Consider the following 15,772-nt stretch of genomic DNA (forward strand, 5'->3'; position numbering starts at 1 on the left):
CCGGCTTCCGCCAAAAACGTCGCGATGTCTTTGCCGATGCCTTTGCTGGCGCCGGTGATGATCACCGTGCGACCTTTTAGATCGAATATTCGATTGACGTCCACGCTTTCATCCCTTCCTCGGCGTTTGCTTAACTCCAATGATTAAATTAAAAATTGTTTCCCTCTCAGTCTCTCGAATATGTCGATATCGAGCTGCAGCAACACATCAATCATATCGATGAAGACCCAGTTTTCAGCTAGCAATTCGCCTTCCCTTCTCCACCAATCCATCACACGCATTTCAATTTTTTTGTTCGTTGCCGGTAAGCCGAGCCAACCCGAACCGGCATGAGTAGCTCTTATACTTGGCCACCCACCGGACGCGCAATTACTGCAGCGAGTAATGTGAGAATCGATAACTTTAAAACCAACCTTTTAACTCGATTGCAAGGGATCGAATATTATTTATCGATGGAAATGGATAGACGCAGCCAGCGGCTTTATGGAAGCGTCCTTTGTTCCAGCGGCGCGATGCAAGTTTTTAAATTGGAAACGCTAAAAAAAATCGGGGGTTATCATACCGCTCCGCAAGTACCGGAGGATATGGAAATCACATGGAGATTGCACAAAGAGGGCAAAGTAGAAATGAATCATGAAGTTGTTGGATATACGGCGGCTCCCGACACGATAAAAAAATTATTTTTCCAGCGCCTTCAATGGATGAAATTAGGCGTCATTTGCATGGTTTTGCATCGAAAAGGCATTTTTAACCGTCGATATGGCATGCTCGGGATGATCGGAATCCCAATAAAAGTGTTCATGACCCTTCGTTCACTCATTGGAGTCGGCGTCAAAGGATACACCTCATTTGTATTAAGTTGGGATCATCAAGTCATGAGTCTGTTATTTCTTTTTCTCATGCTTTCGATGATCCAATTTTCACTCGATCTCTTACTTATTTACCTTGTACGTCCCGTTGCCAAAGAAAAACAAGGCGCTTGTCAATGGTTCCTGTTACCGTTTTTTTCTTCGGTGTATCAACCAATTATATGTTGTGTGCGGCTCATTGCCATAGCGTCAGCAGTCAATTGGTTGGCTGCTGAACAGTTCCGGAAAAGACACCGCCGTCCATTCGTTCCGAAAGTAAGCACTAAAGACATAAAAACCAAGTAACGGGATATTCCCCTGTTACTTGGTTTTAGAAGTGACGAATTTCTTAATCACTTGATCCACATCCGTAGTCGGACGGCTGCAGGCGAAATTCTCACAAACATATACGGTTGTTTCATTCGTCTCAGGAAAATCTTTTGCGTACGAAGCAACACCCCCCAGTGCATCCGCCTCACGTGCGGCGAGATAAACCACTTCCGGTAAAAATTCGCGTTGCAGTGTGCCGATCATTTGCTCGTAGCTCGGCTCGCCCTGCTCACCGAGTACGACCACTTCCTTCTGCGCCATATGCGCGGTAAGCAAGCTTTGCAAGTAATAGCTGTACCCGCTCGGCGCGTGCTGCACTTCCGTCGCAAACACTTCGTTCATCTCAGCGACAAGCGCTTCCCACTCCGTCTCGCCCGTCAATTTCGACAGGCGATACAACTGTACCGCCGCAACGCTGTTTCCGGACGGAACGGCCGCGTCGTACAATTCCTTCGGCCGCATCATTAGCTGTTCCGCATCCTCGCCGTAAAAGAAAAATCCGCCTTCGGCCTCATCCCAAAACAACGCCTTCATCTCTTGCGCGCACGCTTTCGCTTTTTGTAAATATGCCGCATCAAACGTTGATTCGTAAAGCTCAATCGCTGCCCAAAGCACGAAGGCGTAATCATCGATATAGCCTTTAAATTTCACTTCACCGTCGCGGTACCGCGCCATCAGTCTGCCATCAACCGTCATATATTCATCGATAAACCTCACAATGCCTCGTGCCGCCGCTACATATTCCTCACGTCCGAATACGCGTCCGGCTTGCGCAAGCGCCGCCGCGAGCAACCCGTTCCATGAGGTCAAGATTTTATCATCTTTATGCGGATGCACACGTGCTTCACGCGCCGTGAACAGCTGTTGCTTTTCTTTTTCAAAATCATGATCCGGCTCGCCGCGGCCGATCAAGTTCGGGATGTTTTTCCCTTCAAAATTGCCGGCATCCGTAATGTCGTACGCCTCGCAAAATGCTTCCCCGGCTTCCACTCCGAGAATATCCAATACTTCCGCTTTGTCCCACACGTAAAACTTGCCTTCGACCCCTTCGGAATCGGCATCTTCTGCACTGTAATAGCCGCCGAGGTCGTCCTTCATTTCGCGCTGTACGTATGCAACGATTTCTTCAGCCACCCGCCGGAAACGTTCATTTTGCGTCACTTGATACGCTTCCGTAAAGGCAATTAAAAGCATCGCTTGATCGTACAGCATTTTTTCAAAATGCGGGACAAGCCAATACTCGTCTACCGAATAACGGGCAAAACCGCCGCCAATGTGGTCATAAATGCCGCCGTCTGCCATCGCCTCAAGCGATTTTACAAGCATATCAAACGCTTTTTCTTCTCCCGTCCAACGGTGATAACGAAGCAAATACGTGATTTGATGCGGCGCAGGAAATTTCGGCGCGTGACCGAACCCGCCCCACTCAGGATCAAACGACTGCGCAAGCTCGCGATAGCCTTGATGCAAAATCGAAGACTCGAGCTTCTGCTTTTCCCGCTGCGCGTTCGAGAACGCGTGCCTGACTTGTTCGCCGATCTCCTCAAGCTTCTCGCGGCTTTCCGTAAATTGCTTGCTCAACTGCGTGAGGACCTCAATAAATCCCGGACGGCCGTAGCGGCTCTCCTTCGGAAAATATGTTCCCGCATAAAAAGGCTTTTGCTCCGGCGTTACGAACACATTTAACGGCCAGCCGCCTTGGCCAGTCATCGCCTGACAAACCTTCATGTAAATCGCGTCGACATCCGGGCGCTCTTCGCGATCCACTTTTATCGCTACAAAATGCTCATTCAAGAGCCGGGCTACTTCATCGTCTTCAAAAGATTCATGCGCCATCACATGACACCAATGACAAGTGCTGTAGCCGATACTAACAAGCACTGGCTTGCCCTCAGTCCTTGCCTTTTCAAACGCTTCATCACCCCATGGAAACCAATCCACCGGATTGTGCGCATGTTGCAAAAGGTAAGGTGATTTTTCATGTATTAGCTGATTTTGTTTAACTGATGTCATTCCATCACCTCGAATTAGACAATATTTTAAAATGGCAAATGGTAATCTGTCTGGTGATCCCGCAAGGACTCTGTTCTTTTGAACGGATCGGTATTTTTATTTTTCCCATTGTCACTGTATTGGCTTCCTTCAATTTCTTCCATTTCCTCGTGCGTAATCCCAAACGGAAAGCCATTTGATGTATATCCAGCAATGAAATGGAATGTGTCATCACCAAAAGCCATTTCTTCTTCCAGTTGTTTTTGCTGTTTTCGTCTCTTTCTTTTTTCCCTTTGCTTTCGTCTGCCGGCTGAATACACTTTTTCTAACCATGCCTATTTCGTGGAAAGGTACATTAAATCAATACGTTGGACGACTTCACCGGTTGAACGAAGGTAAGCAGATTGTGCAGGTTTACGATTATGTCGATCATAAAGAACCTATGTTTGAAAAGATGTATAATAAACGATTAGCTGGATATAAAACACTAGGATATAAAATTTCAACAGAGTCCAAAAACATAACCGAGCAAATTCAGTTCTTTTAAAATATAAGATCCAATTATCTTAGACAAGCAAGCCCATCCTTATGGCCCAACAGAGGTCCCATAAAAAAATAACGGCGAACATTTCTGTCCGCCGATCGCTAATCCTTATATTTTGAATCAAGGTCACTATATTTACCTTCTTTAATCGCCCGAATCGCTTCTTTTGTTTTTAGCTTATCTTGTTCGCTTATTTGTCTGGGAAGAGCATATACGCCTTTAGCTGCTTCATCCATCTCTTGTAATGCTTTTTTATTTAACGTTCTCACTCTCATTTTCACAGCCTCCCTAGTCAAAATAAGTTTGGACAAGAATGTCAGCATGTGCCGTATTAATCACCATACGTCTCGTTCTACGGTCTATGACCATAGCCCCAAACGTTTTTTGATAGTAACCAATCAGTTGGCTCTTTGCATGAAAAGCCACAAAACCTTCAAATCCTAATTCAAAGCTCTTTCGGCATGCCAAGGCAAAAAGATGAGACCCTACCCCAACAAAAAATTGCTCTTTGGAGCCAATATTCCAGGGAGCACTTTCAGCTAAACGAACTTCCACCCATCCTTCCATTGGTTCCATACAGATTAAACCTTGTATACTAGGATCACCTTTTACCCTTAATTTATACAAAAAACAATTTTCATTTTTCAAATATGAAGCCCAATCAAAGCCATTCCAACCATTTAAGCGATTTACCTTTTTTAATTCAGTTTGATGAACCTGACCATAATCCGTGGCATAGATTTCCCCGGAATTTCTGTGTATAAGGGCCACTTACTCCTCCGTAGAACGTCTTTACCTCATTATACCATAAAAGCCACTAACAAGCCATGTCTCTTTTGTTTCTCGTAATAACAGTAAAAAATTTAATTCACATTTAAACAAAAAAAGAGAAGATAAACCATCCAGCAGGTGATAAACGTTGTTATAACAGCATTTTTATGGAGTTAACATGGCCAAGGGGTCTGAAGGAAAGGTGACACTTTTTTCATGGAGCAGGTGGTTCGTTTGCGTCACAAGATCACTCCCCATCCGATTCACTCAAAGTTCAGGACAAAAAAGACATACAAGCTGAGATTAACGACAAAAAGCAACGGAATGCCAATACGAAAAGACGCATGTTTCGTCTTATGATGCCAGATTTTCATGCCCGCGTATACGCCAGCCGAACCGCCGATAAGCGCAATGAGAAATAATCTTGCCTCCGGCGTCCGCCGTCCGCCTGTTTTCGCCTGACGCTTATCATACCCCATTTGGATAAAGCCGATGACATTAACGGCGATCAAATACATCCATAATAAATCCAACATCGGACCTCTCCAAGATTTCAGATTTTTAATGCTTACAAGGCAGGTACGTGCCATGCAACTTTACATTTTTCAAGTAAGTCGTTTCTCCCTCTATCCTATCACAGGGAGAACATTTTTCCCTAAACCGCTCATGCCCCCGAGCATAATTCCGCTCCTTCGTGTCATTTTATTAAGTAAACGTGTCAAATCCATCGCAGAGAGGTATTCCCATGCGCAAACCGGCTAATTTCCTTGTTTCCGTGATCTTTCCTTTCATTTTCACAATTGCGTTCCCATACGACGATCAAGTGCCGAGAGAAAAGTTACTTGAAGAAACCTTAATTTCCAGTTATTTGCCCGTTCTGAATCAAGTCCTTGACCAGCCTTTTATGTGTGAACACATCACGGCGATTGAAAGAGTCGGGGGAAGCAACAGAAAACATGAATTGACCATCGAAGTTGTTACATTTAAAGGGGCGCATAATCCTCCGTCCGATCTTGTGATCATTCATCTCGTGGATACCCCTCTTGGCGGCATCAAAGTTATGAAAGTAAATCAACGAAAAAACTTACCTCACGAAGAAATCATCACTTTATGTAAAAAATAAGAAGAGATTAACGGATTGCTTGTGAAGTTGACCATTCAAAGAGAATCACAATAAAATTACGAAAAAATCGAGCTTAAATTCGCAAGCTCGATCTTGTTGCATGTTGCTCCTTATTTTTCTCCTGTGTCGGCATTTTGGCTGCCCCGCTTAAATGGGATTTCGTTTTTATAAGCCTTTGTATAGTTCTCAATCAGCTTCGCCTTCTCTTCTTTACTGTTAATTGGGATATCGCCGTATACAGGGACTAATGTATTCCAGTTAAATCTCTCCGAGTGTTTTGTAACAAACAAATAGGTTTGCCCTTCCTTAAGCAATTGGTCGCCTTGTATTAAATATAATTTATTTCCTTCGTATCCTCCTTGTTGATTGACTTTTATTGTTCCGTTAAACGAACCTTTGATATTTTTAAGAACCTTAACCTTAAACTGTGTTTCGGGGTAAGAAAGTGGCGATTTCGTTCCGACTTTTTCGAACACTTTTCCAATAAAAACATTATCAGACCATCCGACAAGTTTTCGAGTATTCGACACATCAAAAGCGTTAGATTGCGTCATCGTTCGGATTTCTGGATTCTCCGACGGGTGATTTGTAAAGAAAACAGGGAAAAAGAACATCGCAGCCATTAGACATGCAGCTACAGGTGCAACAATCAAAGACCAGTGCCGTTTCGGATTGCGTAGCTTTAATTTCGCCCGTTGAATCCCCCTCTGACACCTTTCATTCAGTTCATCGGGGATATCAATTTTACTCATTTCTCGTTTCAATTGATTGCTCATTCACGCCACCTCCTTCCCACTGTTTACGGAGTTTTTTCAATGCTCTGTATAAAATCGTTTTTGCGGTCCCCAAAGGAATGGTTAAGGCTTCGGAAACCTCTTTAATGCTGAGGTCATGATAGAACCTCAAAATAATGACGCTTTTCTCATCCTCACTCAGAAGTTCAATAAATTCTTGTAATGACATTGAAAGCGGAATATCCTCCTCTATGTCCCCAGAAATAAGCCCTTCATATTCCGGCTTCAATGGAACTGCTTTTTTCCGCCTGCGAATTAAATCTATCGAACAACTGATAACAATTTTGATGAACCAGGTTTTCAAATACTTTGGTTCTTTTAAAGTATGGATTGATTTAAATGATCGATATGCCGTTTCTTGAACAACATCAAGCGCGTCTTGCTGGTTTTTAACATATACAAACGCCGTCCGATACAAATCAGCTTGAAAATGTTGAAAGAGCTTTGAAAACGCTCTGGAATTCCCGTTCTGAGCCTTTTTTATAAGCTGGATGATTGAAACCACCTCCAATCTTGCAGTCACTTATTAGACGCACGCGTTTTAAGATTGGCTTTATTTTATAGAACTTTTCTCAAATGATATGTTCACGGCTGTCCAGCAAGCTTTCGATTTCACATGCGTTTTCTTTGTAATTTTTAAATTTTCTACCTCTGAAGTGAACCCGTTAAGAGGATGTACACCCTCTCTCTCACCGGTGTCCGCATTCGACTATTCACTCAAGAAAGCTTTCACCTGTTCCCATTCACGAACAAGCGTCTCGGCAATCGCCATCATCCCCGAGCGGCCGTCTTTCTTTTCCGCTTCGGAATTATAGTTCGTGTTCGTGTTGACATCATACGTATAAATGTCGCCATTGCCGTTTTCAATAAATTCGATGCCGGCAAAATGAATGTCGTTCGCCTTCAAAAACCGCTCGTATTTCTCAATCAGCGGGCTCTCGAATGACGGAATGATTTCAAATTTCGATGTCGGTGTGCCGGTAGTCGGACAATGAGCGTCGTCAATCGCACAAGCATCTGCGGGGCACAATTCGAAACCATCGGATGTGTCCACTTTCACCGCGTACAGAAATTGGCCGCCAACGAATTCGCAGCGGGTAATCGACGCGTCCGGCGATTCAATGTACTCTTGCAATAAAGTGATGCCGTCTACGGAATCTTCGAAGTCCGGACCATTCACGTATGTTTCGAGGGCGGTTGGATCGTGAAAAAGGCGAACCCCCAAGCCTTTTCCGGCACGATTATGTTTCGTAATGAACGGCCGCGGGAACGTTTTAGCCGCCTCAAGAATGTTGTTTTTGCCTGCGGCAGCGATGGTCTTTGGCGTCCGTATGCCGTGAGCGTTCAGTTCCCCGTATTGTTCCGCTTTGCTCAGTTCAAGCCGCAATGCGCGACTCGGATTCAACACACGTCTTCCGTTTCGTTCCAGCCAGGAAAGGACGGCCGCGGTAAATTCAGGAGCAAAACGATGGCCGCGCGTATGAGAAGACGCACTGATTCGGTTGTAAAATATGCCCTCGGGCGGCACTTCATTCAAGTCAAGCTGCCCCTCATCCAAAAACCAATCTTCGTAAGGCGCTCCGAGCTCCTCCAAAGCTTGAAACAGCGGCGCCGTCCAGTCGGCGTTTTCATGAATGACATAAATTTTCGATTCCATGCTTGCACCTCTTTTCGTTATCGTTCGGCAAGTGATCGAACTTGCCTTGTCCTCCGGTTCAACTTATGCTATCCCGATAGGAAAACTTGACATTAAGAATAAAATAAAATCGTCTAAACCATCCGTTTTCATCTGAGCTGAAACTTTCGCTGGATCACAATCGCTCGATTCCTTTTCCATCGGCGTTCGATCCGCTCACTTGCGAAGAAACTTCCGTATTTTTGCGCCAAATAACAAACGACGAAAGCAAATAAAGCACCGAAACGAGATAAAATAAACTGGCGATCGTCAAAAAGTCGATCAAATATCCGGCGACGATGACACCGGCTGCACTCCATAAGGAAATTTTAAAATGATACGATCCAATCTTTGCGCCGGCGCTTGTCTTTTCGGCATCGCGAGCCAGAAACGTTTTTTCCGTATTTTTTTGAACCGCGCCGAGCATCCCCATCACAACTTGAACGACATACACTTGCCACACGTCGGTGATAAGCGGAATCGTCAGCATGAGCACGGCCATGCCCCATGTATACAACAATAGCAATTTTTCATCTCCGATTCGATCGCTCCACTTCCCGATCCACGGATACACCGATGCTGCCGTCAAGGTAAAAATCCCATACGCCCAACCGAATTGCGCATAACTTTCCCCGAGGTTTTTGACTAACAGCAAATAAAAAGGGAACACGATGCTCCCGGCAGTCATCATTATGCTTTGAGCCGTGACAAATTGGCGATAATTCATTTCCCATACTCCTCATAAAAGAGATTGGTAAACACGCCCGCAGGATCATATTTCCGTTTTGCTTCGAAAAAAGATTCGGCGTGCGGGTAAGCCTTTCGAAACTGAGCTTTGGTTGGATAGGAATAGTAAGGCAAGTAATAGGAACCCTCATGTGCTAATGTCAGATCAATCATGTCGCGAACGATTCGGGTCGTTCGGGTCGTATCTTCCTTGTTCAGCCCTTGGTTGATCAAAAAAACAAGCGCAAACATGTCTTTCGTTTTAGCGTACGACAACACCGGCTGATCATGCCCATGATTGACGAATCGCACCGTGATATTGAGTAGATTCAAGTGTTCTTTTTCAAGCAAATCTCGCATTTCATCGAGGTAAGGAACAAATTCGCTGACCGGCACGTAATATTCTTGCAGTGTTTCCGTTCGACGAGGACTGTTGTATTGCAAAAATTGGCTGTCCGAGCGCATCGCGTTGTTTCTCGTTTGAAGGATACCGTCGCGCTGCAAAAAATAGCGTTTTTGCGCCTTCCACAGCAAGGTTTTTCCCCAATCGCTGTACCGGGACAAGCCGAGGAAAAACTTCGGCACGGCGACGAATCGTTCCTGCTTCAGACGATCATATTCGGAACGGAGCGATTGATCTTCCGCAAGCACGTAATCTTCCACATACATCTCCCTTAAAAATGAAGCATCCGGTGCAACGGAAATTCTTGCGATGTGCATACGGACGTCTGGGTCCTGTTTCACTCTTTTCATAAAATAATCGGGGTACTCGTCATACTGCATGGCGTTCGTACGAATTGTATACAACTCATCGTCCGTTAATTTCAAGGTGACATCCAAAAGAATCCCGAACAGTCCGTACCCTCCGATCGCGAGCGGAAACCATTCGCGGTTCTCGGTCCGGCTGACATTCAATATCTCTCCGTCCGCGGTTAACAGACGGAAAGATTGAACAGTATCCATCAACGAGCCAAACCGAATATCCCGGCCGTGCGCATTTACGCTTAGAGACCCCCCGACGGTAAATATGTTTTGCGATTGCATGACGCGAACCGCAAGCCCGTCCGGATGGATCACTTTTTGCACATCTGCCCACGTTGCCCCGCACTGTACCGTGATCGTTTTCTTTTCCGGATGATAAGCAAGCACATGGTCATACCCTCTCATGTCGAGCATGATCCCGCCCGGGAAATACGTCTGGCCGCCTTGGCTGTGTTGCATGCCGGCGACGGAAATTTTCTCTCCCCGTTCAGCGGCTTTTCGAATCCATTTCTGCAACGACTCCGGATTCGTTGCCGGCCGAATGGCTTTAATTTCAGTTGGCAATAAGCGTCCCTTGTCCTCGACGATCAGCGGTTTCTGAAGGTAAAACGTAAGGGAAGCAGCCATCGCCATACCATAAACGACGATTACCGCCAAATATTTTCGTATCATGACTGCCTCCGTCCTGTTTCATTTATCATAATAAATCCTTAACTTGTGATCAACGATGTCCCATCGGGGGATGGTTGTCAGAAAATGTTGATTGCAATTTAAACGAAACAATCGTAAACTATTTGTAATATTATATCTTTTCTAAGGAGCCGGACCGAATGCTCATTCAAAAAATTTATCATTACGCGGTTTTATTTGCCACGCTCATCATGATTATCGGAGGCAGCATTTCGGCATTCATGGCGGCAGCAGATATCGTGCGGCCTGAGCCGTATTACCAAACTTTTGACCAGTACAAGGCGATGAAGCAAAGCATGGCTGTGAAGGAAAACGGCGGCGAACCGGAACGTATATCGGAACAACAATTGAAGCAAAATTACGAAACGGAAAAACGCCAGCAACTCGAGCAAGACCGGCTGCGAGCGGAAAACCGCCTGATCAAAAGCATCGGCTGGATCGCCATTCCCCTCCCATTCTTCATTTATTTTCAACGTCGAACGAGAAGAGTCGAAAAAGCATAAAAAAAGCCGCTCATCATTGAGCGGCCTTTTTCGGCGTTACTTAGATTTTTTCTACGTTGTCTGCTTGCGGGCCGCGGTTGCCTTCGACGATGTCGAAAGAAACTTGCTGACCTTCTTCAAGCGTTTTGAATCCTTCGCTGTTGATGGCGCTGAAGTGTACGAATACATCGTCGCCGCCTTCAACTTCGATAAATCCGAATCCTTTTTCAGCGTTGAACCATTTAACTGTACCTTCTGTTTGCATTGGGCAAACCTCCAAAAAAATATATTTAACATGCTACTCCTATTTACGACTCAGTTGGGTAAATAAAAATTCACATATTATAAAGAGGCATCAAATCAACTGAAGTGATAACCCTTTATAACATGTGAATGTAAATGGGAATCTTCATGAGTTGAACCATAAAACGTCTTGCTTATTCAATCTGTACCCACGGCTCCAACTATATCCTTGCCGCAACTAATTAATAATATACATTGTTTTATCTCGAATGTCAACAGGCGGCGTCAAATTTTTATTCCATCGGCTTAAGTAAGGAAACGCGATACGGATGCAACTCACCTTTCATTACACCTTCTTTGATGGACGGATCGTCATCCATGAAGGCACGCGCTTCATTTTCATCTACGGCTTCAAAGACGGCAATGCCAAACGCTCTGTCGAGACAAGGACCGGCCATGATCAATTTTCCTTCCTCAAGCTTCGCTTGCAAATACTCGAAATGCCTGCCCATCACTTGTTCTTCTTGATTCGTCATCTGTTCGTTGAATCCTTCCCTTTCGGGCCGGATTAAATATACGAATTGCGCCATTGCCTTCTCCTCTACACACGGCTTTTTCGCGGACCGAGCGGTTGGCTTCGCTCCATATCCTCAAGCATCTCTTGCAACAATTTTATTTTAACAAAATTATAGGCGGACGCGTCAAATATTATTTGTTTCGCCGAGATCTTCTGTCACCTCGTACAATTCGCCGAACGTTTCTCCCAGATAAACCGCGAGCTTGTAGCCGGGTGTAATCCATTCTTTGTACCTTATGCGATCCGCTTCCTCTTTATACTCCATGCGCAAGCCCTTTCTTGCCATAGATGCACTAATGGTGCTCCTTCTTCGTCGACAGGTGCCGTTTCCGGACTGCCCGCCCCCCATGGGAACCAATGCGCATTGCCGACATGATGGGTTTCATAACCATGATTTCGTAAAATTTGACTGATGAACCACTGTTGATGAATCGCCTGCGTACCAATGTTGCAGGCGCCGTGTTTGGACAGGGGAAGGCCGGTCATCATCGAATTTCGCGACGACGTGCAAACCGTGTTCGGGCAATTCGCTTTTTGAAACGTCACTCCTACACGAGCAATGCGGTCCATGTTCGGCGTATTCATAAAATCGCTGCCGGTGCAACGGATGTTGTCAATACGCTGTTGATCCGTTGTAATCCAAATGATGTTCGGACGATCCGTCATCCGTTTTCCCTCCTATTCCATCGGTTCAAGCTCAATGCTTGTGCTCAGCGGCCGGCACGAACAGAGCAAGATGATGTTTGCTTTGCGATCAGCTTCCGTCAAACCTGCAACGTCATCGTGCACAACGCTGCCGGCGGTAAGCCGCATGCGGCAGCTGCCGCAATGCCCGAATTCGCAGCGGAACGGCGGCTCAACGCCGATTTCCAATAAACCGTGCAAGAGCGATTTCTCTCGCTTTACTTCGACCCATCGCTCTTGCCATTTCACTCTCGTTTTCACAGCTCCGATACTCCGTATCTGACTAATGTTTCTTTCGGCGCATCAATCGCTGTGAACCATTTAGCCAACTGTTTTCTTAAGCGGTGTGCGGTGCTTCTCTCTTTTACAATCAAGTTATCCGTCTCTCCGGGATCGCTTGCTATATGATACAGCTCATTTTCTTTGCGGATCACCGGATATTGAATCGGGTATCGCTCTTTTACCTGATCAAACGCTCCGCGCCGTCCGGCAAACGTTCTTCCCGGCTCGCGCCTGCCGTGCCAGTAAAGCGGCGCATCGCCGTCAGGGACAACATAGAGCGACCACTTCCCATCGCTTACCCTTAAGATGTCGCCGAATTTGCCGGTGACGGCAATCTCGCGTGATTTCGATGGCTCGCGGCCGAGCAAAGCCGGCATTAAGCTGATGCCGTGCGGCGGTTTTGATTGAACACCTTCCCACGTTTTACGCGCTTCTTTTCCTGCAACAAACTCGTCTGAACGGCCAAAAGTAAGATCAAGTCCGAGCGCATCAACGATTGTCGGAAAGACATCCACGAGCTGAACAAGTTCATTCGATTCCGTTCCTCGTTTTGCATCTGGATGATACATCATGAAAGGAATCCGACTCATTTCATTGTACAGCGGGATGAGGTCCGGTTTACCCACAAGACCGTGTTCCCCAAGAAAGAAACCGTGATCTGTCGTTGCGACAATCATCGTGTCGTCCCAAAGGTCAAGCGCATCGATTTGATCAAGCAAACGGCCGAACCATGTATCCACCATCGTCAATTCTGCGGCATATAGCGCACGTATATGCCGCAATTCGTCGTCCGTAAATCGACTGGAAGCGCCGTAAACCGGACTGTGCGGCCGCTTCCCTTCAAATCCCGGATCGAATCGCTCAATCCGGTGTAGCGGCGGGTCCCACGGCTCGTGCGGGTCGAACGATTCGACCATGAGAAAAAACGGTTTGTCTCTCCGCGTTTTGCGATCGGCATTGCGCTCCAGCCACGAACACGCTTTTCGGAAAACGCGGGGCGCATACAGCGATTCTTCGTCTCTTCGTCCCCCGCGTTTATTTTTTTGATGCAAATACCACGCACCGCTCGTGCGATGGTCGATCCCCGCTTTCGTTCCGTCTGCAAGCGGTTCCGTTATGTATGGATCGTGTTCCTGTCCGCGAATCATGTCCCAGCCGCTGAAACCGAAGTGATAATTGCCCGCATCCCGCTCGAGTAAATGATAATGATCGCTGATGAGTTGGGTGATACAGCCGGATGAACGCAAGAAATCGATGAAATCGAAATCATTGTCCTCAAGCGGTCCCCAGCCGCGCCATGGAAATTCATAGCGTCCGGTCCATAATTCTCGTCGTGCAGGCATGCATGGAAAACTGCCGATCAAACCATTTGTGAACCGAACGCTTTGCTTGGCAAACCGGTCGAGATGCGGTGTACGAATCTTTTCATTCAAGCCGTTCGATGCTTGTTCCGCGCCGTAGCAGCTCAAATGATCGATACGCATCGTATCAAACAAAACGACAATGACATTCATCCGTCAATCTCCTTCATCGTACGTTTATCGTGCACCAACCGCCCTATTTCACGAAATCAGCCGATTTACAGCTGAAATCGCGCAGAAGAAACCTTAAATATGAATCAACGAGCGCCCAGCACTATGATTCAAGGGATATTGAGCAAATTAAGGCTTTCTGTGCGCGCTAATCTTTACAACAACGACAACTTCGCAAAATAACGAATCTCATGCGCGATTCCATCCATATTACTTAGTTCAATTAACCTTATTTCACCATCGCATATGGATCGTACCCGGCTGATTCGTAAATCTTTTGCGTCAAGCGGACGACTTCAAGCGCGAACTGCCCCGGCACTTTCACTTCGTGACGGCCGAGAATGGCATCGATGAAACTTTTATCTTGATTCGTCGTCTGCGCCGGCAATTCCGGCTCGACGATTTCTTCGCCGCGCCGCCGCACAGTAATTTTTCCATTTTCAAAGAAAATCCCGCCTTCGGTGCCGCAAAACACGTATGTTTCATGCCAGCCGGGTGCATAACCGACGATGTTCAAGCCGGCAACGACGTCTTTTTCGAACTGAATCGACGTAAACGAGTCGATTTCGACATCGGCGCCGTGGCGCTGCAAACTGGACGAAACTTTCACCGGTTTCAACCCTGTCGTCCAGAGGAGGACGTCGATAATATGACTACCCGAATCCATCAGCATCCCACCGCCGGACAGCTTCGGATTTTGCCGCCATAACCCTTCGGATAACTGCAGCCAATCTTGATATAAAGAAGCGGTGATCGACGTTAATTCCCCGATCAATCCGCTCGCGATCGCTTCGCGAATATAGAGAAACGGCGGTTCGAAGTGACGTTGATAGGAAACTTGCAGCACTTTTTGATTTGATTCGGCAACAGCGATCATCCGTTCCGCTTCTTCAATCGAGCAAGCCATTGGCTTTTCTACGAGTACATGACAACCGCTCTCCAAAGCATCGATGACGTGATTGACATGCATCGTGTGCGGCGTACATATAACGACCGCGTCCGGCTTGTTTTCTTTTAACAATTGCTTATAATCGTCATACGTTTCGGCCGATCCAAACCCATACTTTTGAATCACGAAGTCACGATTTTTCTTTACCGGATCAGCAATTGCGGTCACCTCGACTTCTTGAAGCTCGCCGAGTTGTTTGGCGTGCCAATGAGAAATGCCGCCGGTGCCAATCATGCCTACACGAAGTTTTTCCAAAACGCGTTCCCTCCTTATACGCCGATTAATTTCTTCGGGTCATAACTTTTGTAAGCCGTACCTTCGCCGCAAATTTTCAAGCCTTGCCCCCAGTCGACATGGACGTTTTCCACCGGCGGATCCGCAGGATCGCGAAGCTGGAACAAAATGTTGCGCCGCGTGCGGTCGCTCAAGTTCGGCTTCGATCCGTGAATGGTTAAATAGTTAAAAAATAAAACATCCCCCGCTTCGGCCGGACAAGGTGTACCCATTTCGATTGGATATTCGTGATGATCGAGGCGATGATGGCCAAGATGAGAAAGCGGTCCTTGCTTATGTGATTCGGGAACAACGTGCAGGCAGCCGTTTTCGATATCGGCATCGTCCAAATGAACGCTCGCGGCGAGCATCGAATGATTTTCGTGCGGAAAATACGGGTAGTCTTGATGCATTGGGAAAGCTGCGCCTTTCTCCGGCGGTTTCACAAGCATTTTCGAATGGTGAAGCTCGACGTTCGGACCGATCAATTGCGAT

21 protein-coding genes are annotated in these 15,772 nt (G+C 46.4%); 3 read left to right on the forward strand and 18 right to left on the reverse strand.

Annotation, left to right across the window (positions count from 1 at the left end; genetic code table 11):
- Positions 1-143: 143 nt before the first annotated feature.
- Positions 144-272: a hypothetical protein gene (locus VFK44_03235; GenBank protein HET7627381.1), complete on the reverse strand. Its 129-nt coding sequence runs from the start codon at positions 270-272 to the stop codon at positions 144-146.
- Between the two features lie 57 nt (positions 273-329).
- Between VFK44_03235 and VFK44_03240 the strand changes: the two genes are divergently transcribed.
- The gene (locus VFK44_03240; GenBank protein ID HET7627382.1) at positions 330-1,154 is read left to right on the forward strand and encodes a glycosyltransferase family 2 protein; all 825 of its coding nucleotides are present in this window, start codon (positions 330-332) and stop codon (positions 1,152-1,154) included.
- Positions 1,155-1,169: 15 nt separating this feature from the next.
- Here the strand turns inward: VFK44_03240 and VFK44_03245 are convergent, their stop codons facing one another.
- The 5 genes from VFK44_03245 to VFK44_03265 all read right to left on the reverse strand — a co-directional run bounded on the left by VFK44_03245 (position 1,170) and on the right by VFK44_03265 (position 5,021).
- Positions 1,170-3,191 carry a thioredoxin domain-containing protein gene (locus VFK44_03245; protein HET7627383.1) on the reverse strand — a complete coding sequence of 674 codons (2,022 nt, stop codon included), beginning with the start codon at positions 3,189-3,191 and terminating at the stop codon, positions 1,170-1,172.
- A gap of 26 nt (positions 3,192-3,217) precedes the next feature.
- Positions 3,218-3,415 carry a hypothetical protein gene (locus VFK44_03250; protein ID HET7627384.1) on the reverse strand — a complete coding sequence of 66 codons (198 nt, stop codon included), beginning with the start codon at positions 3,413-3,415 and terminating at the stop codon, positions 3,218-3,220.
- Positions 3,416-3,815: 400 nt separating this feature from the next.
- Positions 3,816-3,989 (reverse strand): hypothetical protein, encoded by a 174-nt coding sequence (locus tag VFK44_03255; GenBank protein ID HET7627385.1) that lies wholly within the window; start codon positions 3,987-3,989, stop codon positions 3,816-3,818.
- 13 nt (positions 3,990-4,002) lie between these two features.
- The gene (locus VFK44_03260) at positions 4,003-4,485 is read right to left on the reverse strand and encodes a hypothetical protein (GenBank protein ID HET7627386.1); all 483 of its coding nucleotides are present in this window, start codon (positions 4,483-4,485) and stop codon (positions 4,003-4,005) included.
- Between the two features lie 263 nt (positions 4,486-4,748).
- Positions 4,749-5,021 carry a DUF1294 domain-containing protein gene (locus VFK44_03265; GenBank protein HET7627387.1) on the reverse strand — a complete coding sequence of 91 codons (273 nt, stop codon included), beginning with the start codon at positions 5,019-5,021 and terminating at the stop codon, positions 4,749-4,751.
- A gap of 209 nt (positions 5,022-5,230) precedes the next feature.
- On the opposite strand from VFK44_03265, the gene VFK44_03270 reads away from it, so the two are divergent.
- Positions 5,231-5,608 carry a DUF3888 domain-containing protein gene (locus VFK44_03270; GenBank protein HET7627388.1) on the forward strand — a complete coding sequence of 126 codons (378 nt, stop codon included), beginning with the start codon at positions 5,231-5,233 and terminating at the stop codon, positions 5,606-5,608.
- Between the two features lie 110 nt (positions 5,609-5,718).
- On the opposite strand, the gene VFK44_03275 is transcribed toward VFK44_03270, so the two are convergent.
- The 5 genes from VFK44_03275 to VFK44_03295 all read right to left on the reverse strand — a co-directional run bounded on the left by VFK44_03275 (position 5,719) and on the right by VFK44_03295 (position 10,237).
- A complete protein-coding gene (locus tag VFK44_03275; GenBank protein ID HET7627389.1) occupies positions 5,719-6,384 on the reverse strand; it encodes a hypothetical protein in 666 nt (221 codons plus the stop codon).
- Positions 6,353-6,907 carry a sigma-70 family RNA polymerase sigma factor gene (locus tag VFK44_03280; GenBank protein ID HET7627390.1) on the reverse strand — a complete coding sequence of 185 codons (555 nt, stop codon included), beginning with the start codon at positions 6,905-6,907 and terminating at the stop codon, positions 6,353-6,355. The genes VFK44_03275 and VFK44_03280 overlap by 32 nt, the downstream gene beginning before the upstream one ends.
- Positions 6,908-7,111: 204 nt before the next feature.
- Positions 7,112-8,059, reverse strand: a complete 948-nt coding sequence (locus tag VFK44_03285; protein ID HET7627391.1) for an alpha-L-glutamate ligase — start codon at positions 8,057-8,059, stop codon at positions 7,112-7,114.
- A gap of 154 nt (positions 8,060-8,213) precedes the next feature.
- Positions 8,214-8,804: an MFS transporter gene (locus VFK44_03290; GenBank protein ID HET7627392.1), complete on the reverse strand. Its 591-nt coding sequence runs from the start codon at positions 8,802-8,804 to the stop codon at positions 8,214-8,216.
- The gene (locus VFK44_03295; GenBank protein HET7627393.1) at positions 8,801-10,237 is read right to left on the reverse strand and encodes an FAD-binding oxidoreductase; all 1,437 of its coding nucleotides are present in this window, start codon (positions 10,235-10,237) and stop codon (positions 8,801-8,803) included. Before VFK44_03295 ends, VFK44_03290 begins: the two co-directional genes overlap by 4 nt.
- A gap of 158 nt (positions 10,238-10,395) precedes the next feature.
- Between VFK44_03295 and VFK44_03300 the strand changes: the two genes are divergently transcribed.
- Positions 10,396-10,758: a hypothetical protein gene (locus VFK44_03300; protein HET7627394.1), complete on the forward strand. Its 363-nt coding sequence runs from the start codon at positions 10,396-10,398 to the stop codon at positions 10,756-10,758.
- 40 nt (positions 10,759-10,798) lie between these two features.
- On the opposite strand, the gene VFK44_03305 is transcribed toward VFK44_03300, so the two are convergent.
- The 7 genes from VFK44_03305 to VFK44_03335 form a co-directional block, all read right to left on the reverse strand.
- Positions 10,799-11,002, reverse strand: a complete 204-nt coding sequence (locus tag VFK44_03305; GenBank protein HET7627395.1) for a cold-shock protein — start codon at positions 11,000-11,002, stop codon at positions 10,799-10,801.
- Positions 11,003-11,273: 271 nt separating this feature from the next.
- Positions 11,274-11,570 carry a YciI family protein gene (locus VFK44_03310; GenBank protein HET7627396.1) on the reverse strand — a complete coding sequence of 99 codons (297 nt, stop codon included), beginning with the start codon at positions 11,568-11,570 and terminating at the stop codon, positions 11,274-11,276.
- 221 nt (positions 11,571-11,791) lie between these two features.
- Positions 11,792-12,223 (reverse strand): sulfatase-like hydrolase/transferase, encoded by a 432-nt coding sequence (locus VFK44_03315; protein ID HET7627397.1) that lies wholly within the window; start codon positions 12,221-12,223, stop codon positions 11,792-11,794.
- Between the two features lie 12 nt (positions 12,224-12,235).
- A complete protein-coding gene (locus VFK44_03320; GenBank protein HET7627398.1) occupies positions 12,236-12,502 on the reverse strand; it encodes a 2Fe-2S iron-sulfur cluster binding domain-containing protein in 267 nt (88 codons plus the stop codon).
- Positions 12,499-14,037: a sulfatase gene (locus tag VFK44_03325; GenBank protein HET7627399.1), complete on the reverse strand. Its 1,539-nt coding sequence runs from the start codon at positions 14,035-14,037 to the stop codon at positions 12,499-12,501. Before VFK44_03325 ends, VFK44_03320 begins: the two co-directional genes overlap by 4 nt.
- A gap of 247 nt (positions 14,038-14,284) precedes the next feature.
- Complete coding sequence (locus VFK44_03330; protein ID HET7627400.1) at positions 14,285-15,259, reverse strand: Gfo/Idh/MocA family oxidoreductase; 975 nt, start codon at positions 15,257-15,259, stop codon at positions 14,285-14,287.
- A 14-nt stretch (positions 15,260-15,273) separates the two neighbouring features.
- The coding region (locus VFK44_03335; protein HET7627401.1) for a phytanoyl-CoA dioxygenase family protein at positions 15,274-15,772 on the reverse strand (499 nt) is incomplete at its 5' end.

The organism is Bacillales bacterium (genome assembly GCA_035700025.1).
GTDB lineage: Bacteria > Bacillota > Bacilli > Bacillales > DASSOY01 > DASSOY01.